Below are 25,496 nucleotides of genomic sequence, written 5' to 3'. Positions count from 1 at the left end.
CAAGGTAGCGAACGTGAACGGAATTCGTCAGGCGTTCGGGTTCAAAACGCGCGCGAGGAACGACTTGGTCCGCTCTTCGCGCGGGCTTCCGATGACCTGGTCGGGCGGGCCCTCTTCGACGACGACGCCGCCGTCCATGAACAGGACCTTGTCCGCCACCTCGCGCGCGAACTGCATCTCGTGCGTGACGACGACCATCGTCATGCCGTCCTTGGCCAGCTGCTTCATCACGCCGAGGACGTCGCCGACGAGCTCCGGGTCCAGCGCGGACGTCGGCTCGTCGAACAGCATCAGCTTCGGCTTCATCGCGAGCGCCCGGGCGATCGCGACGCGCTGCTGCTGCCCACCGGACAGCTGCGCCGGGTAGTTCTTCGCCTTGTCGCCGAGGCCGACGCGGTCGAGCAGCTCCAGCGCGCGCTCGCGCACCTGGGCCTTCGGCTCGCGCCGCACCTGGATCGGCGCCTCCATGACGTTCTCCAGCGCGGTCATGTGCGGGAAGAGGTTGAACCGCTGGAACACCATCCCGATGTCCTTGCGCTGGAACGCCACCTCCTTCTCGCGCAGCTCGTGCAGCTTGTCGCCGCGCTGCCGGTAGCCGACGAGCACGCCGTCGACGTACAGCCGGCCCGCGTCGATCTTCTCGAGGTGGTTGATGCAGCGCAGCAGCGTCGACTTGCCCGAGCCGGACGGCCCGATCAGGCAGAGCACCTCGCGCTCGTGCACCTCGAGGTCGATGCCCTTGAGGACGTCGACACTGCCGAAGCTCTTGCAGATCCGCTGAGCGGAGACCACGGGGGTCATGTGACGTTCCCTCCACCCCGGCTGAACAGCCTCGACGCCCAGCCCTGGCGCCCGGACACGTCGCGCGAAGTGCCGCGCGAGAACCGCTTCTCGATCTGGATCTGCACCAGCGTCAGCACGGACGTCATGAACAGGTACCAGGCCGCGGCCGTGATCAGCAGCGGCACCGTCTTGTAGTTCTGCGAGTAGATGGTCTGCGCCGCGACCATCAGCTCGAAGTACCCGATGACGACGACCAGCGACGTCGTCTTCAGCATGGAGATCGTCTCGTTGCCGGTCGGCGGGATGATCACCCGCATCGCCTGCGGCAGGATGATCCGCCGCAGCGTCTTCGTCCGGCTCATGCCGAGCGCGCTCGACGCCTCCAGCTGGCCGGAGTCGACCGACTGGATGCCGCCGCGCACGATCTCCGCCATGTACGCGGCTTCGTTGAGACCGAGGCCGAGCAGGGACGCCGTGAACTGCGTGATCAGCTGGTTGGTGTCCCAGCTGACGAACTCCGGGCCGAACGGGATCCCGAGCCCGAGCCGCGGGTAGGCCAGCGCGAGGAAGTTCCAGATGATCAGCTGCGTGATCAGCGGAGTTCCGCGGAACAGCCAGATGTAGAGGGCCGCCGCGCCGGAGGTGAGCGGGTTCGGGGACAGCCGCATGACGGCCAGCAGGATCCCGCCGAAGATCCCGATCAGCATCGAGATCACCGTGAGGATCAGCGTGTTCTGCAGGCCGCGCAGGATCCGGTCGTCGAAGAGGTAGTCCCCGACGACCGGCCACTGCAGAGCGTCGTTCGTGATCACGCTGCGGATCACGATGAACGCGACGAACACGATGATCACGCCGGCCACCCAGCGCCCGTAGTGGCGCACCGGGACGGCCTTGATGGGCGCGGCGTCGATCGGCGCCTCGGGAGGAGGCGCTTCGGAGGAGCTCACGAACTCAGTCCTTAACTCAAGAGGCCGGGTTGATCTCCGACTTGGTGACCGCACCGGTCGCGTTCAGGCCCCACTTGTCCAGGATCTTCTTGTACGCACCGCTGTCGATCAGCTTCTGGATCGCGCCCTGGACGGCCTTGCCGTAGTCGCCGCTGTTCTTCGGGAGCACGATGCCGTACGGCGCGGTGTCGTACGGCGCGCCGACCGACTCCAGCTGGCCGTTGGTCTGCTTGACCGCGTAGTCGATGACCGGGGAGTCGGCCAGCTCGCCCTGGACGCGCTTGGCGGTGAGGGCGAGGTTGACGTCGGTCTGGGCCTGCAGCTGGGTGACCTCGATGGCGGGCTTGCCCGCGCCGGTGCAGGCGGCGGTCTTCTTGTCGAGGTCCTCGACCTGCGTGGTGCCCTTCTGCACGGCGATCTTCTTGCCGCAGAGGTCGTCGACCTTCAGGCCGTCGGGGTTGCCCTTCAGCACCGCCAGCGACGTGCCCGCGCTGTAGTAGGAGATCATGTCGACCGACTGCAGCCGCTCGGCGTTGATGCTGAACGACGACATGCCCAGCTCGTACTTCTTGGCGCCGATGCCGGGGATGATGCCGTCGAACGAGGAGTTCTGGAACTCCATCTGCACGCCGAGCACCTGGCCGATCGCGGTGCCGAGGTCGACGTCGAAGCCGGTCGCCTTGCCGCCGTCGACGAACTCGTTCGGCGGGTAGCTCTGGTCCTGGCCGACCACGATCTTGCCGTCGGTCTTGACGTCGGCGGGCACCAGCGCGGCGAGCGCATCGTCCTTCGCGACCGTGCCCGCGTCACCCGATCCAGTGCCCGCCGGGGCGGAACTGCTCGAGCCGACGTCTCCGGCACCGCTGCCCCCTGCGCCACAGGCCACGGTCAATCCGACCAGGGCGAAAGCAGGCAGCAGGGCGAGCGCCTTGAGTTGGGGTACTCGGGCCACGTCGTCACTCCTCGTAGTTCTCAGTTCGTGAGAGCACGCATATTGCCACTCATCCATACCAAAGCACAGCACTGTCGAGTTACGGCGACGTTTCGTCCCGCGCCCACCTGCGTGGGAGTGTCGCGCACGAAGGGGCACGTGGGTCAGGATGTCGTTCATGAACGCGATCCCGCCCCGGCTGCCCCCGTCCGGTCGACGCGCGAGGAAGGCGACGACCAGCCGGATCACCCGGCCGGGGGCCCGGTTCGACGGGTACCTCTCCCCGGAACGCCCGCACGCCGGCGCGTACGACGAGATGTTCGCGGCCGACGGTTCGGTCCGCGCGCCGTACCGGGCGTTGTACGAGTCCATCGCCGCGCTCGACGCCCACGACCTCAACTCCCGGTCGATCGCGCTGGACCGGGCGATGGTCGACCAGGGCATCACGTTCTCCCTGTCCGGGCAGGAGCGCCCGTTCCCGCTGGACCTGGTGCCGCGGGTGATCCAGGCGGCCGAGTGGTCGAAGCTCGAGCGCGGCGTCGCCCAGCGCGTCCGCGCGCTCGAGGCGTTCCTCGCCGACATCTACGGCGACCGCCTGATCCTGCGCGAGGGCGTGCTGCCGCGCCGGCTGATCACGTCCTGTGAGCACTTCCAGCGGGAGGCGTTCGGCATCAACCCGCCGAACGGCGTCCGCATCCACGTGTCCGGAGTGGACCTGGTGCGCGACGAGGAGGGCACGTTCCGGGTGCTGGAGGACAACCTCCGCAACCCGTCCGGGGTGTCGTACGTGATGGAGAACCGGCGGACGATGGCGCGGGTCTTCCCGGACCTGTTCGCCCAGCACCGCGTCCGGCCGGTCGGCGACTACGCGTCGCACCTGCTCCGGGCGCTGCGGGCGGCGTCCGCGGCGAACGTCGCCGACCCGATGGTTGTCGTGCTCACCCCCGGCGTCCACAACTCGGCGTACTTCGAGCACTCGCTGCTGGCCCGGCTGATGGGCGTCGAACTGGTCGAAGGCCGCGACATGTTCTGCCGCGACAACGTCGTCTACCTGCGGACGACCGAGGGCGAGCGCCAGGTCGACGTCATCTACCGGCGCATCGACGACGAGTTCCTCGATCCGGTGCACTACCGGCCGGACTCGGTGCTCGGCATCGCCGGCGTCCTCAACGCGGCGCGCGCGGGCAACGTCGTCGTCGCGAACGCCGTCGGGAACGGCGTCGGCGACGACAAGCTCGTCTACACCTACGTGCCCGAGATGGTGAAGTACTACCTCAACGAGAAGCCGCTGCTGCCCAACGTGGACACGTTCCGGTGCTGGCTGCCGGACGAGTTCGACCACGTCATGGCGCACCTCGACGAGCTGGTCGTCAAGCCGGTCGAAGGCTCCGGCGGCTACGGGATCGTCTTCGGGCCCGAGGCGACCGCGGCCGAGCTGGCGACGCTGCGGCGGAAGGTGCGCGCGAACCGGCGCGGCTGGATCGCGCAGCCGGTCGTCCAGCTCTCGACCGTGCCGGCCAAGGTGGAGGACCGGCTGGCGCCGCGGCACGTCGACCTGCGGCCGTTCGCCGTCAACGACGGCAAGGACATCTTCGTCCTGCCCGGCGGGCTGACGCGGGTGGCGCTGCCGGAGGGCAGCCTGGTCGTCAACTCGTCGCAGGGCGGCGGCTCGAAGGACACGTGGGTGCTGACGTCCCGGGCGTCGACCGCCGAGCGCGAGCTCGAACAGCCCGCACTCGGCGCGATGTCCACTGTGGACGGACTGGTCGCCGAACAGGGACCCGAGCTGACGTCGTCCCAGCAACAGCAGCAACAGCAGAGCTAGGGAGGTCCGGATGCTGGCACGCAACGCGGAGTCGCTCTACTGGATCGGCCGGTACGTCGAACGCGCCGACGACACCTCCCGGATCCTCAACGTCTCGGTCCACCAGCTGCTGGAGGACGCGACGGTCGACCCCGACCACGCGAGCCGTCAGCTGCTGGCCGTCCTGGGCATCGAGATCCCCGACGGGGACGCCCTCGACGTCTGGAAGCTGACGGAACTGGTGGCGTACGCGAAGGACAACCCGGCGTCGATCGTCGGCTCGATCAACTCGGCGCGCGAGAACACGCGGGGCGCCCGCGAAGTCGTCTCGACCGAGCTGTGGGAATGCCTGAACGCGACGTGGAACGCGGTCCCGGACCGGCAGCGCTACGCCCGGCGCTCGGGGCCGCACGCGTTCCTGTCGTTCGTGGAGGAGCGCGCGGCGATGTTCGCCGGGCTCGCCGACTCGACGATGAGCCGCGACGACGGCTGGCTGTTCATGGTCCTCGGCCGCTCGATCGAACGCGCCGACATGGTGGTCCGGCTGCTGCTGTCGCGGGTCGCGGACCGCGCGTCCTCACCGGGCTGGATCACGGTGCTGCGCTCGGCCGGCGCGCAGGACACGTACCTGCGGACGTACCGCGGCGCGCTGGACGCGGGTCGCGTGGTGCAGTTCCTGTTGCGGGACACGCTGTTCCCGCGTTCGGTGTTCCACGCGCTGCGGCAGGCGGAGGAGTGCCTGCAGCGGCTCGACCCGGGCGGCGGCGCGCGCAACAACGAGAAGTCCGAGGCCCTGCGCGAACTCGGCCGCGCGCGCAGCGAGCTGGAGTTCCTGCGCCCGGCGGACCTGCTGACCGACCTGCCGCGGCGGCTCGGGACGTTGCAGACGTCGATCAAGGAGATCGGAGAAGCGGTGTCGTTGCAGTACTTCAGCACGTCGCCGTGGGTGGCGTGGAGCGGTGCGGAGGTTTCGCTGTGACGTGGCAGCTGCGGGTGGCGCACCGGACGGGGTACCGGTACGCGACACCGGCGACGCAGTCGTACAACGAGGCGCGCCTGACCCCGCGTTCCGACCGCCGCCAGACGACGGTCGCGACGCGCATCGAGACGACCCCGGCGACGCGCGCGTACCGGTACACGGACTACTGGGGCACGGTCGTGACGTCGTTCGACCTGCACGCGCCGCACACGGAGTTCACGGTGCTGGCGTCATCGGTGGTCGAGACGGCGGACGAAGCCGAGCCGATCCGCACGGCGTCCTGGAAGGACCTGCGTTCGGAGACGGTCGTCGACCACCGCACGGAGTACCTGACCCCGACGGACTACACCCCGCGCGACACGACGTTGGCGCGCGAAGCCCGTTCGCTGCGCAGCGGCCTCGACCCGGCCGAGTCGGTGCTGGCGGTGTGCGAGTGGGTGAACAAGCAGCTGAAGTACCAACCGGGCACAACCGGCGTCCATTCGACGGCGACGGACGCGTGGCAGGCACGCGAAGGCGTGTGCCAGGACTTCGCACACGTGACGCTGGTGATGCTGCGCGCGATCGGCATCCCGGCGCGGTACGTGTCGGGGTACTTGCACACGAAGCCGGCGGCGAAGCTCGGCGAGGTGGTGGAGGGCGAGTCCCACGCCTGGGTCGACGTCTGGACGGGCGGCTGGTGGGCGTACGACCCGACGAACGCGATCCCGGTCGGACCGCGGCACGTGTGGGTCGCGATGGGCCGGGACTATGCGGACGTGGCGCCGTTGAAGGGGATTTTCACGGGTGGCGGGCAGTCCGCTCTGGACGTCTCGGTCCACCTGACCCGGCTGGCCTGAGCGGCGCCCTCCGGGGAGAACGCCGCTCAGGAGGAGATCAGCCTCGGGCGTGGGCGTCCAGGATGTGTGCGACGGCCTCGGTGACCCGCTGTGCGTACTCCAGGTGCAGCCACTCGTCCGGCACGTGGATGTTCGAGTCGGATCCGCAGGCGCCCGTCACCAGGAACTGGGCCTCCGGGTACTTGCGGGAGAGCAGGCCCATGAACGGGATCGAGCCGCCCATGCCGGTCGCGCGGTGGGGCTGGCCGAAGACCTCGTCGCTGACCGTGCGCAGCGCGTTCGTCAGCCACGGGGACTCGGTCGGTGCGTTCCAGCCGTCCTCTGCCTGCGGGTTGTGACCGAAGGTGACCTTCGCGCCGTACGGGACGTCGGTGGTCAGGGCCTTCTTCACGGCTTCGAGCCCCTTCGCGGCGTCGGCCGTCGGCGGGAGGCGGAAGCTCAGCGTCAACGTCGTGCTCTCGCGCAGGACGTTGCCCGCGTCGGCGGGCTTCGGGAAGCCGTCGGCGCCGATCACCGACAGCGTCGGGCGCCACGCGTTGTTGAGCAGCAGCTCCAGCGCGTCTTCGGTGATCACGCGACCACCCTCGACCAGCGGGAACGCCTTCGCCAGCGCCTCCGGGAAGTCCTTCGAGACGGCCTCGAGCTCCGCCAGCCGGTCCGCCGGGACGTCGACCTTGAGCTCGTCCAGCAGCAGTTCGCCGGTCTCGCTGTCCTCGAGCCGCTCGATCAGCTTCCGCAGCACGCGGAACGAGCTGGCGACGACGCCCGACGCGATGCCGGAGTGCTGCGCCGAGCCGAGCAGCTGGACGTTGACGTCCAGGTGCAGCATCCCGCGCAGGCTCGTGACCAGCCACAACCGCTCGTAGTCGCTGCCGCCGGCGTCGAGGCAGATCACCAGCGACACCTCGCCGATGCGGTCGGCCAGGTGCTCGACGTACGCGGGGAGGTCGGGGCTGCCGGACTCCTCGCCGGTCTCCAGGAGCACCACGATCCGGGCGTGCTCGCCGCCGGCGGCGTGGACGGCCTCGATCGCCGTCGTCGCCGCGTAGCCGGAGTAGCCGTCGTCGACGGACCCGCGGCCGTACAGCCGGCCGTCGCGGATCACCGGGGTCCACGGGCCGAGGCCCTCGGACCAGCCGCCGACCGGGGGCTGCTTGTCGAGGTGGCCGTACATCAGGACGGTGCCCTGGTCCGCCGCGCCCGGGGTCGCCGGGACGTCGACGAGCAACAGGGGAGTGCGGCCTTCGAGCTGCACGACGTCCAGCGTCGCCCCGGGCAGGTCGCGCGCGGCGATCCACTCGCGGACGTGCTCGACGGCGGCGGCCAGGTGACCGGTCGTCGCCCACTCGGCGTCGAAGGCCGGGGACAAGGCGGGGATGGCCACCAGCCCGGACAGACTCGGGATGACGTCGTCGGTCCACGACGTCACGACGGATTCACGAACGGATTTCTGCTCCACGTGATCCATGTTGCCATGCACGTCCCGGCGTGCGGCACATCACAACGTCGTCCCCCGACCAGGTGATCACGCTGGTGCACGGCCGGGTGCTCGCGCGGCCACTCCTGGTGAGCGCGCCGACCGGCTACCTACTCTCGTAGGTCCGATGCTCGGGCTTCCTAACGTTTTCCCTGTTCAGACCCCCTTTCTCAGCAACAAATCAGCATCCGTGACTGACCAAGACCACGACCTTCGTGCCAGGATGTCGGCGAGAACCGTCAACGCCGACGGTGACCGAGCGCTTCGGACCCGAAACGCTGGTCCCCGCCGGTGCAGTCGCTGTGGTCGCCACAAGCGGCCGCCAGAGGCACCGACACCGAGGAGCAACGCCCATGCCGTCCGAACAGTGGACGCACCCGGAGCCTGGAGATGGGCCGGCCGCCGTCGCGGCTCAGCCTTCGCCCGAGCAGGTGATCGCCGGATTGCGCGCAACCAGCGAAGGTGGCGCTGAGCTGACTCAGCTGCTCACCCCCGAAGGCGAACGGGTCCCGTCGCCCCAGTTCGACAAGTACGTCGACGACATCGACGACGAAGCCCTGCGCGGCCTGTACCGCGACATGGTGCTCGTCCGCCGCGCGGACCGCGAAGCCAACGCGATGCAGCGCCAGGGCCAGCTCGGCATCTGGGTCCCGCTGCTCGGCCAGGAGGCCGCGCAGATCGGGTCGGGCCGCGCGCTGAAGAAGAACGACATGGCGTTCCCCAGCTATCGCGAGCACGGCGTCGCGTACGCGCGCGGGGTCGACATGAAGGACCTGCTGGGCATCTTCCGCTGCACCGACCACAGCGGCTGGGACTACCAGGGCACCGGCTTCCACCCGTACTGCATCGTGATCGGCAACCAGGTGCTCAACGCCGCCGGGTACGCGATGGGGCAGAAGTTCGAGGGCAAGGTCGGCGACGACGACGGCGAAGCCACGATCTGCTACTTCGGTGACGGCGCGACCTCGCAGGGCGACGTCCACGAAGGATTCGTCTGGGCCGCGGTCTACGACGCGCCGCTGGTGTTCTTCTGCCAGAACAACCAGTGGGCCATCTCGGAGCCGACCGAGCGCCAGTCGCGCCTGCCGCTCTACCAGCGCGCCCGCGGGTACGGCTTCCCCGGCATCCGCGTCGACGGCAACGACGTCCTGGCCTGCCTCGCGGTGTCCCGCTGGGCGCTCGACGAGTGCCGCCACGGCAACGGACCGGTGCTGATCGAGGCGTTCACCTACCGGATGGACGCGCACACGACGACCGACGACCCGTCGCGCTACCGGCTGTCCGACGAGCTCGAAGAGTGGAAGCTCAAGGACCCGATCGAGCGCGTCCGGGCGTTCCTGGCCCGCAAGGGCGGCGCCGACCACGACTTCTTCGACAAGGTCCAGGCCGAGGCCGACGCCTTCGCCGCCGACCTGCGCGAGTACACGTTCAACATGCCGGAGCCGCCGCCCGAGCGGATCTTCAGCAACGTCTACGCCGAGGGCAACCCGGTGCTGGACGCCCAGCGCGAAGAGTTCCTGTCCTACCTCGACGGCTTCGTATCGGCGGGTGAGCACTGATGACCGACCTCCAGAAACTCACCATCGGCAAGGCGCTCAACCTCGGCCTGCGCCGCGCGATGGAAGAGGACCCCAAGGTCCTGATCATGGGCGAGGACGTCGGCAAGCTCGGCGGCGTCTTCCGGATCACCGACGGCCTGCAGAAGGACTTCGGCGAGCAGCGCGTGCTGGACACGCCGCTCTCGGAGTCCGGCATCATCGGCACCGCGGTCGGCCTGGCCGTGCGCGGGTTCCGGCCGGTGTGCGAGATCCAGTTCGAGGGATTCATCTTCCCGGGCTTCGACCAAATCTCGTCGCAGCTGGCGAAGCTGCACTACCGGACGCAGGGCAAGGTCAAGATGCCCGTCGTGATCCGGGTGCCGTTCGGCGGCGGGATCGGCGCGGTCGAGCACCACTCGGAGTCGCCGGAGTCGCTCTTCGCGCACATCCCTGGGCTCAAGGTCGTGTCCATTTCGAACGCCGTCGACGCCTACTGGGGCATCCAGCAGGCGGTCAAGTCGGACGACCCGATCCTGTTCTTCGAGCCGAAGCGGCTGTACCACTCGGGTGCGCTGCGCGCGGAGATCGACACCGAAGGCACCCCGTCCAAGGTGTTCTCGTCGCAGGTCGTCCGCGAAGGCACGACGGCGACGGTCGTCGCGTACGGCCCGTCGGTGAAGGTCGCGCTCGACGCGGCCGCCGCGGCCGAAGACGGCGGCCAGTCCCTCGAGGTCATCGACCTGCGCACGCTCTCGCCGCTGGACCTCGGCCCGGTGTTCAAGTCGGTGCGCAAGACCGGCCGGCTGATCGCGCTGTCGGAGGCGCCGTCCGAGTCGTCGCTGACCTCGGAGATCGCCGCACGCGTCCAGCAGGAGTGCTTCTACTCGCTGGAAGCGCCCGTCCTCCGGGTGACCGGGTTCGACACGCCGTACCCGCCGGCCAAGCTCGAGGAGCACTACCTCCCCGACCTGGACCGGGTGCTGCACGCCGTCGACCGCTCGCTCGCCTGGTAAGGGGGATCTCCGCGCAATGCCTACGTACAAACAGTTCCCCCTGGCCGACACGGCCGAGGGGCTGACCGAAGCCGACATCCTGGCCTGGCAGGTGAAGCCGGGCGACACCGTGACGGTCAACCAGATCGTGGTCGAGATCGAGACCGCGAAAGCCGCCGTCGAACTGCCGATCCCCTGGGCCGGCGTGATCACGGAGCTGCTCGTCGAGCCGGGGCAGACGGTGGAGGTCGGCACGCCGATCCTCACCATCGACGTCGACCCCGGCGGAGCGGCCGCTCCGGCCCCGGCCGCCGCTGCTGCCGCGCCTGCCGAAGAAGAAGAGATGAAGCCGCTGGTCGGTTACGGCTCCAAGACAGTCGTCACGCAGCGCCGGGCCCGGAAGGGCGCGGAACCCGCACCTGCTCCGGCCGCTGCTGTCGCCGTCGCCGCTCCTCCCGCGCCTGCTCCTGCTGCTCCCCGCGGCGGGTACGTCCCGCTGGCGAAGCCGCCGGTGCGGAAGCTGGCGAAGGACCTCGGCGTCGACCTGCACGCCCTGACCGGCACCGCTTCGGGTGGCGTGATCACCCGCGACGACGTCGAGCGGGCGGCGAACGGCGCTGTCGCGGCGGCCCCGGTGTCCGCTGTGGACAGTGGTTACGACCCGGGCACCCGCGAACGGCGCGTGCCGATCAAGGGCGTCCGCAAGATGACCGCGGCGGCGATGGTGCAGAGCGCGTACACCGCTCCGCACGTCACGGAGTTCCTGACCATCGACGTCACGCCGATGATGGAGTTCCGCGAGAAGCTGAAGAAGTCGCGGGAGTTCGCCGGGGTCAAGGTCACGCCGCTGACGTTCGCGGCGAAGGCCGTGTGCCTGGCGGCGAAGCGCACCCCGGACATCAACGCGGTCTGGGACGACGCGGCGCAGGAGATCGTCTTCAAGGACTACGTGCACCTCGGGATCGCGGCGGCGACGCCGCGCGGCCTGATCGTGCCCAAGGTCCGCGACGCCGATGCGATGTCGCTGAAGGAGCTGGCTGTCGCGTTGACGCAGCTCACGGACGTCGCCCGCGAAGGCAAGACGTCGCCGGCGGACATGGCGAACGGCACGATCACGATCACCAACGTGGGTGTGTTCGGCGTCGACACGGGCACGCCGATCATCAACCCGGGCGAGTCCGCGATCCTGTGCCTCGGCGCGATCAAGGACCAGCCGTGGGTGGTGGACGGCGAGATCAAGGTCCGCAAGGTCCTCCAGCTGTCCCTGAGCTTCGACCACCGCGTGGTCGACGGCCAGCAGGGTTCGGAGTTCCTGGCCGACGTCGGCGCGTTGCTGGCCGACCCGGCGATGGCGATGACGTACTGAGTTTCCGCTGGTAGAGGGCCGCTCCGGAGTTCCGGGGCGGCCCTCACCGCGTCCGGAAGACGATCTTCCCGGCATCGAGGTCGACGTGGGTGCGCGGCGGGGCGCCGTCGGCCTCGTCGTCGACCAGCATCAGCTGGACCTGGCGTTGCTCGAGGTCGTGGTGCTTCGTGCCGCCGAGGATCGCTTCGACTTCCTCCGTCGCCGTGACGCTCGCTACCCGCTGGCCGTCGCCGCGGCGGTGCCACGGCAGGAACCGGCGGCCCCAGACCTCGAGCACGGCGAGCACGAAGAGCAGTACGACCAGGGCCGGAAACGACATCGCCCAGACGAGTCCCATGGGTTCGGAGAATACGCCGAGAGCTTATCCGCTTGACGGAGTGAGTACTCACTCCGCACACTGGTCGCATGACACCAGCACCCGAAACCCGGCGGAGAGCGCCGGGCATGAGCGTCGAAGCCCGGCGCACCATGATCGTGCACGCGGTGCTGCCCCTGCTGATGGAGCACGGCACCAACGTCACGACCAGCCAGATCGCCCGCGCCGCCGGCATCGGCGAGGGCACCATCTTCCGCGCGTTCAAGGACAAGGACGAGCTGTTCGACGCCTGCACCGCCGAGGCGCTGCGGCCCGACCACGTGCTCGACGCGATCGCCGAGATCCCCATCGAGCAGCCGCTCGAAGACCGCCTCGTCGAGGCCGCTGACGCGCTCGGCGCGCACCTCGAGCGGATGGGTGCGCTGATGGGCGCCCTGCACGCGTCCGGCAGGCACAAGCACCGCGACCCCGAGCAGCGCCTCAAGGACCGGCGCGGCACGGGGAAGGGCGGCCGCAGCGAGTCGATGGCCGCCATGCGCGGCGCGATCACCGAGCTGTTCGAGCCCGAAAAGGACCGGCTGCGGCTGACGCCCGAGCAGCTGGCCGCGTTGTTCCTGACCCTGTTGTTCGGCGGCCGCCGGATGGCACCGGTCGACGACCCCGCCACCACGCGCCAGGTGGTCGACGTCTTCCTGCACGGCGCCGTGGAGGCCAAATGATCCCGGGCGGTGGGGGCGGCATGGAGTTCATGCTGGCTCGGCGAGGAAGACGGCGGCACGCGTCGACGGTCCCGGAAAGCGGGCTCACCGGGCCGGTCGAGATCCCCGAGCCCAAGCCGGAAGACCAGCCGAAGGACCTTCGCTCGCGGCTCAAGCGCGCGAAGACGTCCGTGGCCGGCACGGTCCGCGGCCTGCCGAAGGTCGTGCGGCTGACGTGGCAGGCCAGCCCGGTCCTGACGATCCTCCTGGCGCTGATCACACTGTTGTCGGGCCTCCTGCCGACGGTGACCGCGTACATCGCGAAGCTGCTTCTCGACTCCGTCGTCGCGGCGATCCAGCACCGCGGCACGACGGCCGACATCGTCAACGTCGCGCTGTTCCAGTTCGGCGTGCTCGCCGCGACCGCGATCAGCAGCGCCATGACGTCGATCGCGCAGTCGCTGCTGCAGGAGCGCATGACGCTGACCATCCGCCACCAGGTGATGGCCCACGCGAGCGAACTGCACCTCGCGTACTTCGAGGGCTCGACGTCCTACGACATGCTGCGCCAGGCCGCCCAGGAGGCGCCGACGCGGCCGCTGTCGATGATGAACTCCGCGCTGGGGCTCGTCCGGACGTTGATCACGTTCGGCAGCATGATCGCGCTGCTGGTGGCCGTGAGCCCGCTGCTGGCGCTGGTCGCGCTGCTGGCGCCGATCCCGGCGTTCATCTCGCAGTCGAAGTACGGCTCGCGCGCGTTCTGGCTGACGTTCCTGATGTCGCCGATCAAGCGTCGGATGGATTACCTGTCTTCGCTGGTCACCACGGATACGTATGCCAAGGAGACGAAGCTGTTCGGGCTCGGCCCGTACTTCGTCGACCGGTTCCGCCGGCTCGGCCTCGTGTCGTACGAGCGGCAGCGGAAGCTGACGATCAACCGCAACCTGAGCTCGACGTCCTGGGGGCTGCTGAGCACGTTCGCGGGTTCGGCGATCGCGTTGTACATCGCGCTGCAGGCGGTCGGCGGGCACCTCACCCTGGGCGACCTGGCGCTGTACACGGCCGCGGCGACGTCCGTGCAGGCGTCGGTGTCCGGGCTGTTCACGGCGTTTTCGGGGATGTACGAGAACAACCTGTACCTCGACACGCTGTACCGCTTCCTGGACACGAAGCCGGAGATCACAGCGCCGCCGTCACCACGGCCTTTCCCATCCACTGTGGACGGTCACATCGAGTTCGACGCGGTGACTTTCGCCTACCCGGGCGCGGACGAGCCGGCGCTCGACAACGTCAGCTTCGAGATCCGCCCGGGCGAGACGGTGGCGGTGGTGGGCCGCAACGGCGCGGGCAAGTCGACGCTGTTCAAGCTGCTCTGCCGCCTCTACGACCCGACCGCGGGCCGGATTCTCCTGGACGGAGTCGACGTCCGCGAGTACGACCCGGTCGAGCTGCGAACGCGGATCAGCGCGATGTTCCAGGACTACGTGACATACCAGGGAACGGCGGCGGAGAACATCGGCCTCGGCGACCTGACCCGGCTGGAGGACCGTCCCCACATCGAGGATTCGGCCCGCCGAGCGGGCGCGGACGAGCGCATCGAGCGACTGCCGAGCGGCTACGACAGCCCGTTGGGGCGTTGGTTCGACCAAGGTGTTTCGCTGTCCGGCGGCGAGTGGCAGAAGATCGCGCTGGCTCGGGCGTTCCAGCGTGAGGCACCGCTGTTGATCCTGGACGAGCCGACGTCGGCGTTGGACGCGCAGGCCGAGCACGACCTGTTCTCGCGGTTGCGGGAGCTGTCGGAGGGCCGGACGACGCTGTACATCTCGCACCGGTTCTCGACGGTCCGGCAGGCGGAGCGGATCCTGCTGCTGGACCACGGAAAGGTGGCGGAGTACGGAACGCACGAGGAGCTGATGGCGGCGAAGGCCGGGTACGCGGACCTGTTCACGCTTCAAGCGCAGGCGTACCTGGACGAGGTGCCGAGCTAGCCGTCGCGTAGTGGCCGGGCAGCGAGGTGCCACCGCGCAGCTCGTTGTTCTGCCACTGGTAGATCTGCGGGTATTCGACGGGGTCGACAACGGTCACGGTGTCGAGCACGCAGTCCGCGAGCTTGACCCCGTGGCCGCCTCGGCTCAGGTCGATCCGGCAGCGCTCGAACCGGCAATGCTCAGCGAGCACCGGCACCAACGCTATCGGCTGGTTGTCGAGGCTGATCGAAAGGTCGAGCTCGAGGTCCACGAAGTCGCAGCTGTCGAACACCACCCGACCGACGTGGAGCCCTAGCTGCGAGAAGCCGACCACGGGCGATGCGAAGCGGCAGCGAAAGAAGGCTATCGACGAGTACTCGAAGAACCCATCGGAGAAGTCCGTCTTTTCCCCGGCGAACTCCACGCCGACGAACTCGGCTTTGCCGGCGGTGAGGGTCATCCCGGCGAAGTTCGTCTCGGTGGCGGAGAACCGGGCGCCGTGGAAGCTGAGCAGCTTCCCGAACTCGGCGCCGGCGAACGAGGCCACCCCGCCCACGAACTCGGCGCCGTCGAACAGGACCTCCCCGCTGAACTTGCGACGGGCGAAATCGGCATTCTCGAAGGTGACGCCGGTGAAGTCGAAATCGAGCGCGGACCAGTTCCCGCGCTGCCGCGTGCGGTCGCGGATCACGCGCAGGATCGCCTCCCGCACCTCGACCTCGCCATCGGCTTCGCGGGTGATCCGGAGGTAGCCGCACAGGACGTCGACGCAGACCTGGCGCTTGTCGGCCCAGTCGTCGGCGAGCCCGGCCATGGCGTAGACCCCGGCGAGCCGGACGGCGGGACTGTCGTGCGCGAGCTGCTCGGCGGCCGAGCCGAAGCGTTCGTTGAACTTCTGGACGACCTCGCGATCAGCCCGCTCGACGGCCAGGTCGTGCTCATCTTCGGCCACGCGCTGCTTCCGGTAGGTGACGGCGAGCAGCACGACCCCGCCGAACCCGGCAACGACGGAGAGGGCGATCTTGAGCAGATCGAGCAGCTGGGAGACATCGAACTGACTGCTCGTCGGAAGCCGCGGCCAGCCCAGGAACCAGAGCAGGCCACCACCGGTGCCGCCGGCCACGAGCAGGGCCACGACCAGCCAGCCGAAGACGGAAACGGCCATCCCGCGGCGTCCGCGTTCCCGCTTCCGCCGCGTCCAGGTGACCCCGGGGAAGAGGGTTCTCCGCAGCCGACCTCGCCAGACGACGAGCAACGCCACGACCAGGCACAACGCAATCAGGAGCCAGCGAAGCCAGTCGGACACGATCGGTGAGACTAGCGGGTGCCTCGGGGGGCCGGGAGCAAATCGGACAGGTCGTTCGTTGTGCAGGTATGGCTGTCGCGTTCCTGCTTTACGTCTTCGCCGAGATCGCCGCGATCTGGGCGGTGGGTTCGGCTGTCGGCGTGCTCGGCACGCTGGGCCTCCTCCTCGCCGGCGCGTTCATCGGTTCCTGGCTGGCCCGCCGCGAGGGCGCCAAGGCGATGCGGGCGTTCATGTCCGCCGCTCGGGCCGGGCAGCCGGCGGAGAAGGAACTCACCGACGGGATGCTGGTCGCGCTCGGCGGGGTGTTGATCCTGGTGCCGGGGTTCGTGAGTGACGTCCTAGGGCTGTTGCTGATGCTGCCGCCGTCGCGGGCGGTGGCTCGTCGGATGTGGCTGAAGCGGATGGAGAAGCGGGCGGTGCGGTTCGCGAACCAGCGGCGTGGGCCGGTGATGGTGGTGGACAGTGAAGTGGTCCCGCCTACCGAGCCCCAGCCGCGTCGCGACCAGCCGACGGTCATCGAGGGTCGGATCGTGGAGAACTGACTCGAACCTTGCCACAATGTGCGCGTGGAGCGCTTGAAGACCACATCCGCGGTACGCATCCGGATGAGCAAGCAGAAGTCCCGGAACACCGGGATCGAGATGGCGCTACGCAGAATCCTCCACGGTGCGGGCTTTCGCTACCGAGTGCACCGGCGACCGGTCAAAGGAGTGCGGCGGGAGGCGGACCTGGTTTTCGGTCCCGCCCGCGTGGCCGTCTTCGTGGACGGGTGCTTTTGGCACGGGTGTCCGGAACACGCGACTTGGCCCAAGAACAACGCCGACTTCTGGCGAGAGAAGATCGAGACCAATCGCAGGCGCGACACCGACACGGACGCTCGCCTCGACGAAGCGGGCTGGCTCGCCCTCCGGATCTGGGAGCACGAGACTGCCGAAACCGCAGCGGACCGGGTCATGACCGCGGTCCGGGCACGCCGCTGAAGCTCAGTTCTCGCGGGTGTCCTTCACCAGACCGTCGACTCCGCCGCGCGTGGCTTTCCAGCTTCGCTTGACGCACAAGTCCAGCTTGGCCACGTCGAGTTCCTTGCCCAGCGCCGCGGCGAGGACGTGTGCGGCCAGCCGCGGCGGGATTGCATTGCCGATCTGCTGAGCAATGCCTCGACCGGACCACGGATAGTCGGGTGGGAAAGTCTGCAGCTTGCCCGCTTCGTAGTCGGTGAAACGGTCGGGCATCCCCTTCGGTCTGCCGACCAGCCGGTTGCGGGAGACCTTTCCGGTCACTGTGAATGCAGGCTGCGTCGAAAGCCGCTCACCTCGGTCCTTGGGGTCGCCGCCGGTTCCGTAGTTGGACACCACCGTGAACTGCTCCGACCAGCCGAGCGCCTCACCCATGGTCTTCCACTGACGCAAACGCGGATCACCATCTCCGCGCGCGGTCCCCTTGCGATAACGACGGTGCGTGGGCCGAGGCAGCTTTGCCTCGCCGTCGCGTCGGGCGATCAAGATCGCCCGACGCCGGGTCTGCGGAACTCCGAAGTCCTCGGTGTGGAGGATTCCACAATCGACGTCGTACCCGCGTGCTTCGAGCACCCGCGCGTACGCCTGCCACACCGGCAGCACCGCGGGAACCTGTTCGAGAACGATCGCTTCGTACGGAACACCCGCGTCCAGTGCCCACCTCAAGGGCTCCAAGACCAGGCCCGTGCGCTCGTCGTCCAGTTGCGCGAGGTCTTCGGTGACGTCCTTGCCGTCGGCGATGGCATCGACGAAGGAAAGCACCTGCTCCAAGGCTCGCCTGCCCGTTCCTTGCCCGGCGACGGTGTACGTCTGGCACGGCGGGCCACCGCTCAAGTAGCGGGCCTTCGGGTAGTCGGCGGGCTTGGAAAGACGGACATCACCCTGCTTCGTGTGCAGGCCGGCTCGCTCGCGAGTGACGCAGGCATCTCGATCCCATTCGATGCCGGCGACGGACACGCCGAGCCAATGGGCGGCGACGTCGAGCCCACCCGGACCGGCGAAAAGGTCCACCATCTCGACCTGCGCCGGTAGCGGCAAGGCCAACTGTCCGTCGGTCATGAGACGGAAGTCTATAAGCCGGGCACGACGTCCCGAACGAGCCACGCCGGCGAGTGCGTCACTCCGCGCCCATCGCGGCGTGACACTTTCGTAGCCACATGGAGTAACAAAGTCGGCTATCCGTGCGACGTGATCGATCACGGAGCGGGTTACGGGCGCGGAGTCGCCATACCGACAAGGGCCACTCTTCCAGGGGTCCCTCGTTCGATGCACCTGACGGCGAGGCCGAGAGGACCTACCGTGGGTCGGGTCGGCGTGACCCGTCCCGTCGATGCGCCCGAACACGCAGTTGGAGGATCGGTGACCGACAAGTTCGACCAGCAGTACGCCGCGTTTCTCGACTTGGTGGACACGGGTACCCCGGAAACCGCCATCAAGAGGATGGAACTCTTCGGCGCCGAGGACGAACTACTCCAGCGGATCGCGGAGCGGCACGAGCGCGAAACCATAAAGATCAGGGAGCGGGAGGAACCTCGCAGCGTCATCCTCGACAACCGCTACACCTGGTACACCGGACCACGACCACGCGATCGGTACTGGCCGGCGCTCGAGGAGTTGTTGCGGAAGTCCGGCTGGTCAGGGGAGAGCCTCGACGACCTGGACGGCGCATCCACCAAGGTCGTCTCCCTGCTGAGCCACCCGCAGGTGCCGAAGTTCTCGACGAAGGGCCTCGTCGTCGGCTACGTCCAGTCGGGCAAGACCACCAACTTCACGGCCGTGACCGCAAAAGCGGCTGATCGCGGCTACAAGCTCTTCATCGTGCTAGCGGGCATCCACAACGGCTTGCGCCGACAGACCCAGCTTCGCCTCGTCGACCAGTTGGTCAAGCCGAACCCCTCTAGCTGGCTCCAGCTCACCGACCCCGACAAGGACTTCACGCCGCCGGCCAACGCGGCAGCCTACCTGGCCAAGAACAACAAGCAGCACGTCCTTTGTGTGATCAAGAAGAACCCACGTGTCCTCGAGAAGTTCTCGGCTTGGTTGGAGACGGCTTCGGAGTACTTGGCGGACTGCCCGGCGCTGATCATCGACGATGAAGCCGACCAGGCGACGGTCGCCACCGAGACGATCAACCCGCTCATCATCGAGATCCTCGGCAGACTGCCGAAGTCGGCCTACGTCGGGTACACCGCGACTCCTTTCGCGAACCTCCTGATCGACCCGTCGGTGAAGGATCTGTATCCCGAACACTTCATCGTCAACCTGCCCAAGCCCCGGGGGCACTTCGGCACCGAGGTGTTGTTCGGCAGGGACGTCATGGACGGCGAAGATCCCGAAGACGTGTTCGACGGTTACGACATGATCCGGCAGGTTCCCAACTCCGAGGTGGAACTGGTCCGCCCGAGTTCCCGCGCCGACGCCGACGGCTTCCACCCCGTGCTGACGGAAACACTCCGCACCGCGATCCAGTACTTCTGGCTCAGCACAGCCGCGCGTCGGGTGCGCAAAGCAGGCAATCCACACTCGACGATGCTGGTGCACACCAGCGTGAACACCGCCGTGCACAACAGTTTCAAGCACCCGCTCACCAAACTCCGGAACGAGGCCGAAGCTCTGCTGCGAGCAGGAGACGCCGAACTCCTGACCACCCTTCGCGAGATCTGGGAACAGGAGGCGGCACGCGTCCCAGCGAGCCTCTTCGGTGAACGGCCGGTGACTTTCGATGAGCTCGAACCGCTCCTTCCCGCCGTTCTTCGCGATTGCCGGATCATCATGGACAACTCCGGCAGCAAGGATCGGCTCGACTACGAGAACGGTCCGGTCGTCGCCATCGCCGTCGGCGGCAACACCCTGTCCCGCGGCCTGACGCTCGAAGGTCTGACCGTGAGCTTTTTCGTGCGGTCGGTTTCCGCATACGACACGTTGCTGCAGATGGGCCGGTGGTTCGGCTTCCGAAACGGCTATGCCGACCTACCCCGAATCTGGATGACCGATGAACTCCGCGACTGGTTCCGCCACATCGCGACCGTCGAGAGCGAGATGCGTCGTGACATCGACGTCTACATGGTCGAGGACAAGACGCCCATGACGTTCGCCGTGCGACTGCGCACACATCCCTCACTCCGTGTGACCGCGGCAGCCAAAATGACCAATGCTGTGCCTTCGGCGTCGGCCTACGGCGGCCAGCGCGTGCAGACGCGATACTTCCGCACCGACCACGAGTGGCTCGCGAGCAATCAGACAGCCGCTCGCAAGTTCGTCGGGAAGGCCGTGCTCGAAGGCAGCCCGGAAGCGGACAGGCAAGACGGCAACGAGCTGATCCGGGGTGTCCCGCACGAGCTCGTCACCGATTTCCTGCGTGAGTACCGGTTCCACGAGAAGTCCCAGGAGTGTGACTCCAAGCTGCTGACCGACTACATCGCGAGGCGCATCGCCAAGTCCGGCGCGCTGCGCGGCTGGAACGTCGCCATCATCGGTGGTTCGGCAGGCAACGACATTCCGAAGACGTTCACCTTCGCCGACGGTTTCACTCTTCGGATGATCACTCGATCGGCTCTGAACGGTGACGACATCGACTCCGTCGACATCAAGACCCTGATGAGCAGGCGGGACGCGGCGATCGACCTCGACACCTCGTCCGTGCAAGGCGAGCTGACGGAGCAGAAGATCAAGGGACTGCGGCTGTTGCAAAGCCCGGACACGGCACTCCTGGCGCTCTACGCGATCGACAAGGACTCGAAGCCGGAGGACCATCGCGCCGACAAACGCCGGCCGCTGAACGCCGCCGAAGACGTCATCGGTGTCGGTCTCGTATTCCCGTCGCCGTCATCGGACGATTCGACGGTCGAGTGGCAGTACGTGGCCACCAACCTGGCGAAGGTCCGGATCGAGGACGAGGACCTGAGCGCCCTCGACGCGGTGGACGACTGATGACCGTGCCGTTGCGACAGGTCGTCGACGACCACTGGGAACGCCTCGAAGAAGAACACACTTCCGGACCGGAACACGTGCGCACGTCGATTCTTCCGGTGACGACACCGCTCGGCACGGTACTGGCGGCGGTGGACCACGCCGGAAATCGCCACCTTCTGGTGCCCCTGAGCGCCCACCAGCACGTCCGGGTCGATCGCGGCGGGGCAGCGTTGACCGTCCGCGAGCGTCCGCTCGGAAACGACCACGTCTACGAGCGTTACGCCGATCTGGGCTGCGTCCGCAGGGATCTCGACGAGGTGTTCACCGGGCTTGTCGCCGACGTCTTGGCCTCGGTCGAAGAAACCCCGGACCGGCCGCTGAAGTCGCTCTACACTGTCTTGAACCGATGGCGTGCACTGTTCCAACACTCGCCGGCACCGCTGACCAACGATCGGTTGGCCGGTCTGTTCGGCGAGTTGGTCGTGCTGAACGAACTGCTCGTGCACGAGAGCACAGCTGTCGATTTCTGGACGGGTCCCTCCGGGCACCGTCACGACTTCACCGTCGGAACGCAAGGCATCGAGGTCAAGACCTCCGCCGCCTCGACCGAACGGAAGGTTCGCATCCACGGCGTCGAGCAACTGCAGCCTCCACCAGATGGGTCTCTCGACCTGGTGTGGATCCGCCTGGAACGGGTCGCGGAACAGGGCAGCACGATCGCGGATCTCGTCGATCGCGCGCGCCGGACCGGCGACGACGACACCGGGTTGCTCTTCAAGCTCGCCGAGGCCGGGTACCGACCCGCCGATGCGGATCTGTACCGGGACGTGCGCTTCGCGGTCCGCGAACAACGTTGGTACGAGGTCGACGACGAGTTCCCCCGCGTCGCGCCTTCGTCGGCCCCGCCGGGAATCACCGACCTCGACTACACCGTCGATCTGGATCGACAACAGCCTCAGGTCACCGACGCACCCGATATCCGCGATCGGATCGATCGGATCACCCAGGAGAACAAGTGACCGCAGCAGCCTGGCACTCGCAGATGTTCCCGCCAGAAGGGGCGAGTGCGGCCGAGGGCATCCGCAACCAGCTCGGCAGGCCGGAACTCGACCTGCTGACGATCCTGGTCCGCGAATCGGCCCAGAACAGCTGGGACGCGCGAACCGACGGCGCCGTGGTCGACTACCGCCTCGACCTGAAGGTCGTCAGTCCCGCCCACGCGCCGGCTTGGCGGGAACTGCTCACCCGCAGTCTGCCCGCTCCCGAGCACCTGCCGCTACGGCAGTCGATCTCGAACCCGGCCATCCGCATCCTGACCGTCTCCGACCGGGGGACCAGCGGCCTGGGCGGCCCGACCCGCGCGGACAACGCAGTGGTCGAGAACCACGACTTCGTGTCCTTCATCCGAAACATCGGTGAGCCTCGCGACACCGAACTCGGCGGCGGTACCTACGGCTTCGGCAAGGGCATCTTCTACTTGTTGAGTCGGCCCGGCACCGTGCTCGTGCACACGCGTTGTCGAGTACGCGGCGGGTTCGAGACCCGACTGATGGGCTGCGCGTTGTGGAAGAGCTACGCCGAAGGTGAAGGTCTGTCCGGACATCGGTTCACCGGACGACACTGGTGGGGCGTTCACTCCGCGGACGGCGTGGTCGAGCCGTTGATCGACGCCGAGGCCGAGGCAACGGCCGAACGGCTGGGGCTTCGCGGCTTCGGGCCCGAGGAGACCGGCACGACAGTCGTGGTCATCGATCCCGACCTCGGCGAACGGGACATCCAGGAGGCAGGCGGATACTTGGCCGAGACGGTCGCCTGGAACCTCTGGCCGAAGATGCTCGCCGGCGCCGAAGACGGCACCCCTCCGATGCGCTTCTCGGTGCAGTGCGATGGCATCACGGTCCCGGTTCCGGACCCGCGCGAGACGACGCCACTGGACATGTTCGTCACCGCTTATGAAGGCATGCAGTCGGAAGACGATCGCCAAGAGCTCTGGTACCAGGGACACCCCAAGACGAAACTCGGAGCGCTCGGTCTCGAGAAGCAGTTCCTCACGCCCTTCGCCGAGACGCCCGCCTCCGAGGCGGCGGGGATCACCAACACCGTGCATCACGTCTGCCTGATGCGGACAGCCGAACTGGTGGTCACCTACCACGCCGGGCCGAAGCCGGCCGCCGAGTACGTGTCCTACGCCGGCGTCTTCCGAGCGGACGTGAAACTCGACGGCGTCTTCGCCTCATCCGAACCGCCCACGCACGACGCTTGGAACTGGCAATCGCTCGAGGGCAACGGCAAGCGGTTCGTCAAGATGGCCTTCACCCGGATGAAGGAGGCCATCGAAGGGTTGATCGAGATCGATGGCCGAGTTCGGGCGAAGACGTCGGAGATCTCCTTGGGAGCCGCGAGCCGTTCGTTCTCCGATCTCGTCGCGGGCGCCTGGGGCAACGGTGGTGCGTCCGACTACGGACGAGCATTCAGGCAGCCGAAGCCGGCTCCTCCGGTCGGTACCGTCCAGGTTTCCGGGGACCTCTACGACGTAGGCGACGCGGGAGACTCCCCGACGCAAAATGAGAACACGCCTGAACCGAAACCTCCGAAGGGGCGTCGCCCACGAGTGGAGTACCTGGACGCGCCGTATTACGAGAACCGTGCGGGCCAGGTACTGCTGATCCAGGCATTCCGCGTCACCGCACTCGGCTTGTACCGCTGCGCCGCGGATCTCGGCGTGGCGTTGGCCGGGACGAAGAGTCGGGAAACGGATCCCCCCAGAGGAGCCGACGAGCCGCAGTTCTTCGGATGGGAAGGACCGGACGGAGTACTCCATACCGAACGGGCACAGACCCTCGAAGGCGGCGAAGACGTATGGCGTGTGCTTGTCCGTCCGGCACCTGACACGACGACCGAGATCGCAGTGTCCGCGCAGCATGAGGAGACGCTTCGATGAGCACGCAGGCGCCGCCGTATCGGATTGCTCCGGCGGGATCCGTCGTGGCCGGGCCGTGGCAGTGGCTGATCGACGACCTCCCGAACGAACTGCCGAAAGCCGTGAGCGACTGGGATTACCAGATGGACTTGTCCTTGCGGCAGACGGTGACCGTCGATGTCGGACAAGTAAGGCAGGCCACGGGGCTTCCTCCGTCCGCGAAGTTGACGCTCGCGATGATCTGGACCGCAAGCGGATCGGGCTTGAAGGCCGCAGGCGACCGCGTCACTCTCCCCGAGTCGGGAACCGTCAGCGTCGATCTGAGCGCGGTGTTGACCGGAAGTCAGCTCGGCGGCGTGCTGGGCCTGGAAACCACGCTGGTGCTCGCCGAGTCCTCCGAGGCCGGCGCATTCGCATCACCTCGCCGAGCCGGGTCGATTCTGTGGACCGACCGATACGAAACTCGGCTCCAAGGTGACGCCCCACTCTTCCCGATGGCCGTGGTCGACTTCTCCAAGACGCAGTATCCGGAGGACGCGGGCTGGCACGTCGAGATCGGCGGTGACCTCGAAACGGCGACCATGGGTGCCTTGCTCCTGCTGGTGAACGAACGCAAGACGGTGCTGGTCGATGCCATGCGCAACGCGGCCAAACCCCGAGCCGTAGACCGCGTGGTGCTGTCCGCCGTGCACGCGGACGTTGCCCGCACCTTGGTCGAATACGCCCTGCACGAACAGGACTTCGACCTGGAAGTCGACTATGGCGAGGAGACCATCGGCACCACGCTGCAGGCGCTCGTCAGGCGGTTCTTCCCCGGTCTGAGCCTGTCCCACTTGCGCCGTCGACAAGAGCAGACGCCCACGGCGTTTGCCACCGAGTTGCAGCACGCCGTTCAGATCTTCGGGGAGTCCTGATGAGCGTCTTGTTCCCGCGGCTGCTGCCTAGGCAGGCTGAGAAGCTCTACGAGCAGTACAAGTCTCTGACGATCGACGAGCTCGATCACCAGGTGGCCCTGAGTCATGATTCGGCGGTCTACGCCGCGACAGGCGGGGATCGGGTGCTGGAGAAGGACCTCGATCGGCTGCGCCAGGCGATCGTCGCCGTGGCCCGTGACGCGGGCTTCCCGAACCCGCCCACCCCCGGTGCCCGAAACGACTTCGATCGGAATGTCGCCGAGCTGCTGCACCGGACCACGGGACTGGCTCCGGCCGAAGCTGCCGCACGTGACATCTGGGTGTTCCTCGCACTCGTCGTTCTGCCTGACGTCTCGTTCTGGCGCTTCGACAAGGAGACGGACGAGCGCTTCCTCGCCAAGGACCTCACCAGGCATGTGTTCGGTCGCCTGTGGTGGCGTGCTCACCTGGTCCACGCGCCCGACAGCGCAGATCCCTACGCCGCACTGAACATCCTCGGCGAAGGCGCGTTCGACCAAATCTACGCACGTCGGCGAGCACTCGGGGGCAGTCCTCAGCTCGTCCGCTCGATCCTGCACGTCTGGCACGAAATCGACACCGGTGGCCTGAAGGAAGCCGACGTGCTCAAAGACTTTCTGAAGCGTCTGCTCCGACTTGGCGCCTTCATGTCCTTCGAGACCCTCCACGACGAGCAACTGGATGCCGAAGTGCGGCGCGCAGCTCACGATTCGGTGAAGGCATTCGCTGCGGAACGCGGGCCCCGGCACGCACTCTCGTGACGGCGGTAATGG

The 25,496-nt window shown here is 67.7% G+C and carries 22 protein-coding genes; 15 read left to right on the top strand and 7 right to left on the bottom strand.

Annotation, left to right across the window (positions count from 1 at the left end; genetic code table 11):
* Positions 1 to 27: 27 nt before the first annotated feature.
* The 3 genes from ACZ7PG_RS18680 to ACZ7PG_RS18670 are packed head-to-tail and all read right to left on the bottom strand — an operon-like array spanning position 28 to position 2,682.
* Positions 28 to 801 (bottom strand): amino acid ABC transporter ATP-binding protein, encoded by a 774-nt coding sequence (locus ACZ7PG_RS18680; protein ID WP_470240273.1) that lies wholly within the window; start codon positions 799 to 801, stop codon positions 28 to 30.
* Positions 798 to 1,730 carry an amino acid ABC transporter permease gene (locus ACZ7PG_RS18675; RefSeq protein ID WP_470240272.1) on the bottom strand — a complete coding sequence of 311 codons (933 nt, stop codon included), beginning with the start codon at positions 1,728 to 1,730 and terminating at the stop codon, positions 798 to 800. The genes ACZ7PG_RS18680 and ACZ7PG_RS18675 overlap by 4 nt, the downstream gene beginning before the upstream one ends.
* A 16-nt stretch (positions 1,731 to 1,746) precedes the next feature.
* Positions 1,747 to 2,682, bottom strand: a complete 936-nt coding sequence (locus ACZ7PG_RS18670) for an ABC transporter substrate-binding protein (protein WP_470240271.1) — start codon at positions 2,680 to 2,682, stop codon at positions 1,747 to 1,749.
* A gap of 148 nt (positions 2,683 to 2,830) precedes the next feature.
* Between ACZ7PG_RS18670 and ACZ7PG_RS18665 the strand changes: the two genes are divergently transcribed.
* The 3 genes from ACZ7PG_RS18665 to ACZ7PG_RS18655 are packed head-to-tail and all read left to right on the top strand — an operon-like array spanning position 2,831 to position 6,283.
* A complete protein-coding gene (locus ACZ7PG_RS18665; protein ID WP_470240270.1) occupies positions 2,831 to 4,486 on the top strand; it encodes a circularly permuted type 2 ATP-grasp protein in 1,656 nt (551 codons plus the stop codon).
* A gap of 10 nt (positions 4,487 to 4,496) precedes the next feature.
* On the top strand, positions 4,497 to 5,444 hold the full coding sequence (locus tag ACZ7PG_RS18660) for an alpha-E domain-containing protein (RefSeq protein ID WP_470240269.1): 948 nt from the start codon (positions 4,497 to 4,499) through the stop codon (positions 5,442 to 5,444).
* Positions 5,441 to 6,283: a transglutaminase family protein gene (locus ACZ7PG_RS18655; protein ID WP_470240268.1), complete on the top strand. Its 843-nt coding sequence runs from the start codon at positions 5,441 to 5,443 to the stop codon at positions 6,281 to 6,283. The genes ACZ7PG_RS18660 and ACZ7PG_RS18655 overlap by 4 nt, the downstream gene beginning before the upstream one ends.
* A 37-nt stretch (positions 6,284 to 6,320) precedes the next feature.
* Here the strand turns inward: ACZ7PG_RS18655 and ACZ7PG_RS18650 are convergent, their stop codons facing one another.
* On the bottom strand, positions 6,321 to 7,742 hold the full coding sequence (locus ACZ7PG_RS18650) for a M20/M25/M40 family metallo-hydrolase (protein ID WP_470240267.1): 1,422 nt from the start codon (positions 7,740 to 7,742) through the stop codon (positions 6,321 to 6,323).
* Positions 7,743 to 8,113: 371 nt separating this feature from the next.
* Here ACZ7PG_RS18650 and pdhA point away from each other — a divergent pair, with 371 nt between their 5' ends.
* From pdhA to ACZ7PG_RS18635, 3 genes are read left to right on the top strand one after another with little or no spacing between them, the layout of a single operon-like run.
* Positions 8,114 to 9,319 (top strand): pyruvate dehydrogenase (acetyl-transferring) E1 component subunit alpha, encoded by a 1,206-nt coding sequence (gene pdhA / locus ACZ7PG_RS18645; RefSeq protein WP_470240266.1) that lies wholly within the window; start codon positions 8,114 to 8,116, stop codon positions 9,317 to 9,319.
* Positions 9,319 to 10,311 (top strand): alpha-ketoacid dehydrogenase subunit beta, encoded by a 993-nt coding sequence (locus ACZ7PG_RS18640; RefSeq protein ID WP_470240265.1) that lies wholly within the window; start codon positions 9,319 to 9,321, stop codon positions 10,309 to 10,311. The genes pdhA and ACZ7PG_RS18640 overlap by 1 nt, the downstream gene beginning before the upstream one ends.
* 16 nt (positions 10,312 to 10,327) lie before the next feature.
* Positions 10,328 to 11,656 (top strand): dihydrolipoamide acetyltransferase family protein, encoded by a 1,329-nt coding sequence (locus ACZ7PG_RS18635; RefSeq protein ID WP_470240264.1) that lies wholly within the window; start codon positions 10,328 to 10,330, stop codon positions 11,654 to 11,656.
* Positions 11,657 to 11,699: 43 nt separating this feature from the next.
* On the opposite strand, the gene ACZ7PG_RS18630 is transcribed toward ACZ7PG_RS18635, so the two are convergent.
* On the bottom strand, positions 11,700 to 11,993 hold the full coding sequence (locus ACZ7PG_RS18630) for a DUF6191 domain-containing protein (protein ID WP_470240263.1): 294 nt from the start codon (positions 11,991 to 11,993) through the stop codon (positions 11,700 to 11,702).
* 107 nt (positions 11,994 to 12,100) lie between these two features.
* Here ACZ7PG_RS18630 and ACZ7PG_RS18625 point away from each other — a divergent pair, with 107 nt between their 5' ends.
* Positions 12,101 to 12,691, top strand: a complete 591-nt coding sequence (locus ACZ7PG_RS18625) for a TetR/AcrR family transcriptional regulator (RefSeq protein WP_470240262.1) — start codon at positions 12,101 to 12,103, stop codon at positions 12,689 to 12,691.
* Between the two features lie 20 nt (positions 12,692 to 12,711).
* Positions 12,712 to 14,658 (top strand): ABC transporter ATP-binding protein, encoded by a 1,947-nt coding sequence (locus ACZ7PG_RS18620; RefSeq protein WP_470240796.1) that lies wholly within the window; start codon positions 12,712 to 12,714, stop codon positions 14,656 to 14,658.
* On the opposite strand, the gene ACZ7PG_RS18615 is transcribed toward ACZ7PG_RS18620, so the two are convergent.
* Complete coding sequence (locus ACZ7PG_RS18615; protein ID WP_470240261.1) at positions 14,615 to 15,943, bottom strand: pentapeptide repeat-containing protein; 1,329 nt, start codon at positions 15,941 to 15,943, stop codon at positions 14,615 to 14,617. The genes ACZ7PG_RS18620 and ACZ7PG_RS18615 overlap by 44 nt on opposite strands.
* A gap of 68 nt (positions 15,944 to 16,011) precedes the next feature.
* Here ACZ7PG_RS18615 and ACZ7PG_RS18610 point away from each other — a divergent pair, with 68 nt between their 5' ends.
* On the top strand, positions 16,012 to 16,485 hold the full coding sequence (locus ACZ7PG_RS18610; RefSeq protein ID WP_470240260.1) for an FxsA family protein: 474 nt from the start codon (positions 16,012 to 16,014) through the stop codon (positions 16,483 to 16,485).
* A gap of 63 nt (positions 16,486 to 16,548) precedes the next feature.
* Complete coding sequence (locus tag ACZ7PG_RS18605) at positions 16,549 to 16,923, top strand: very short patch repair endonuclease (protein WP_470240795.1); 375 nt, start codon at positions 16,549 to 16,551, stop codon at positions 16,921 to 16,923.
* Between the two features lie 3 nt (positions 16,924 to 16,926).
* Here ACZ7PG_RS18605 and ACZ7PG_RS18600 read toward each other — a convergent pair whose 3' ends face one another.
* The gene (locus ACZ7PG_RS18600; protein ID WP_470240259.1) at positions 16,927 to 18,018 is read right to left on the bottom strand and encodes a DNA cytosine methyltransferase; all 1,092 of its coding nucleotides are present in this window, start codon (positions 18,016 to 18,018) and stop codon (positions 16,927 to 16,929) included.
* A 300-nt stretch (positions 18,019 to 18,318) separates the two neighbouring features.
* On the opposite strand from ACZ7PG_RS18600, the gene ACZ7PG_RS18595 reads away from it, so the two are divergent.
* From ACZ7PG_RS18595 to ACZ7PG_RS18575, 5 genes are read left to right on the top strand one after another with little or no spacing between them, the layout of a single operon-like run.
* Positions 18,319 to 20,889: a Z1 domain-containing protein gene (locus ACZ7PG_RS18595; RefSeq protein ID WP_470240258.1), complete on the top strand. Its 2,571-nt coding sequence runs from the start codon at positions 18,319 to 18,321 to the stop codon at positions 20,887 to 20,889.
* Complete coding sequence (locus ACZ7PG_RS18590; protein WP_470240257.1) at positions 20,889 to 21,890, top strand: PD-(D/E)XK motif protein; 1,002 nt, start codon at positions 20,889 to 20,891, stop codon at positions 21,888 to 21,890. The genes ACZ7PG_RS18595 and ACZ7PG_RS18590 overlap by 1 nt, the downstream gene beginning before the upstream one ends.
* Positions 21,887 to 23,812, top strand: a complete 1,926-nt coding sequence (locus tag ACZ7PG_RS18585) for a hypothetical protein (RefSeq protein ID WP_470240256.1) — start codon at positions 21,887 to 21,889, stop codon at positions 23,810 to 23,812. The genes ACZ7PG_RS18590 and ACZ7PG_RS18585 overlap by 4 nt, the downstream gene beginning before the upstream one ends.
* On the top strand, positions 23,809 to 24,705 hold the full coding sequence (locus ACZ7PG_RS18580) for a hypothetical protein (RefSeq protein ID WP_470240255.1): 897 nt from the start codon (positions 23,809 to 23,811) through the stop codon (positions 24,703 to 24,705). The genes ACZ7PG_RS18585 and ACZ7PG_RS18580 overlap by 4 nt, the downstream gene beginning before the upstream one ends.
* A complete protein-coding gene (locus tag ACZ7PG_RS18575) occupies positions 24,705 to 25,484 on the top strand; it encodes a DUF6339 family protein (RefSeq protein WP_470240254.1) in 780 nt (259 codons plus the stop codon). Before ACZ7PG_RS18580 ends, ACZ7PG_RS18575 begins: the two co-directional genes overlap by 1 nt.
* Positions 25,485 to 25,496: the final 12 nt, after the last annotated feature.

The organism is Amycolatopsis sp. NPDC114504 (genome assembly GCF_055633595.1).
Note: the sequence above shows the minus strand (reverse complement) of the source record. Positions and strands in the feature narration are given on the sequence as shown.

What these genes read in the sequence shown, in the direction of transcription:
- ACZ7PG_RS18680 (WP_470240273.1), bottom strand. Translation starts at nt 801, where the DNA reads ATGACCCCCGTGGTCTCCGCTCAGCGGATCTGCAAGAGCTTCGGCAGT.
- ACZ7PG_RS18665 (WP_470240270.1), top strand. Translation starts at nt 2,831, where the DNA reads ATGTCGTTCATGAACGCGATCCCGCCCCGGCTGCCCCCGTCCGGTCGA.
- ACZ7PG_RS18660 (WP_470240269.1), top strand. Translation starts at nt 4,497, where the DNA reads ATGCTGGCACGCAACGCGGAGTCGCTCTACTGGATCGGCCGGTACGTC.
- pdhA (WP_470240266.1), top strand. Translation starts at nt 8,114, where the DNA reads ATGCCGTCCGAACAGTGGACGCACCCGGAGCCTGGAGATGGGCCGGCC.
- ACZ7PG_RS18640 (WP_470240265.1), top strand. Translation starts at nt 9,319, where the DNA reads ATGACCGACCTCCAGAAACTCACCATCGGCAAGGCGCTCAACCTCGGC.
- ACZ7PG_RS18635 (WP_470240264.1), top strand. Translation starts at nt 10,328, where the DNA reads ATGCCTACGTACAAACAGTTCCCCCTGGCCGACACGGCCGAGGGGCTG.
- ACZ7PG_RS18630 (WP_470240263.1), bottom strand. Translation starts at nt 11,993, where the DNA reads ATGGGACTCGTCTGGGCGATGTCGTTTCCGGCCCTGGTCGTACTGCTC.
- ACZ7PG_RS18625 (WP_470240262.1), top strand. Translation starts at nt 12,101, where the DNA reads ATGAGCGTCGAAGCCCGGCGCACCATGATCGTGCACGCGGTGCTGCCC.
- ACZ7PG_RS18620 (WP_470240796.1), top strand. Translation starts at nt 12,712, where the DNA reads ATGGAGTTCATGCTGGCTCGGCGAGGAAGACGGCGGCACGCGTCGACG.
- ACZ7PG_RS18610 (WP_470240260.1), top strand. Translation starts at nt 16,012, where the DNA reads ATGGCTGTCGCGTTCCTGCTTTACGTCTTCGCCGAGATCGCCGCGATC.
- ACZ7PG_RS18605 (WP_470240795.1), top strand. Translation starts at nt 16,549, where the DNA reads ATGAGCAAGCAGAAGTCCCGGAACACCGGGATCGAGATGGCGCTACGC.
- ACZ7PG_RS18600 (WP_470240259.1), bottom strand. Translation starts at nt 18,018, where the DNA reads ATGACCGACGGACAGTTGGCCTTGCCGCTACCGGCGCAGGTCGAGATG.
- ACZ7PG_RS18590 (WP_470240257.1), top strand. Translation starts at nt 20,889, where the DNA reads ATGACCGTGCCGTTGCGACAGGTCGTCGACGACCACTGGGAACGCCTC.
- ACZ7PG_RS18580 (WP_470240255.1), top strand. Translation starts at nt 23,809, where the DNA reads ATGAGCACGCAGGCGCCGCCGTATCGGATTGCTCCGGCGGGATCCGTC.
- ACZ7PG_RS18575 (WP_470240254.1), top strand. Translation starts at nt 24,705, where the DNA reads ATGAGCGTCTTGTTCCCGCGGCTGCTGCCTAGGCAGGCTGAGAAGCTC.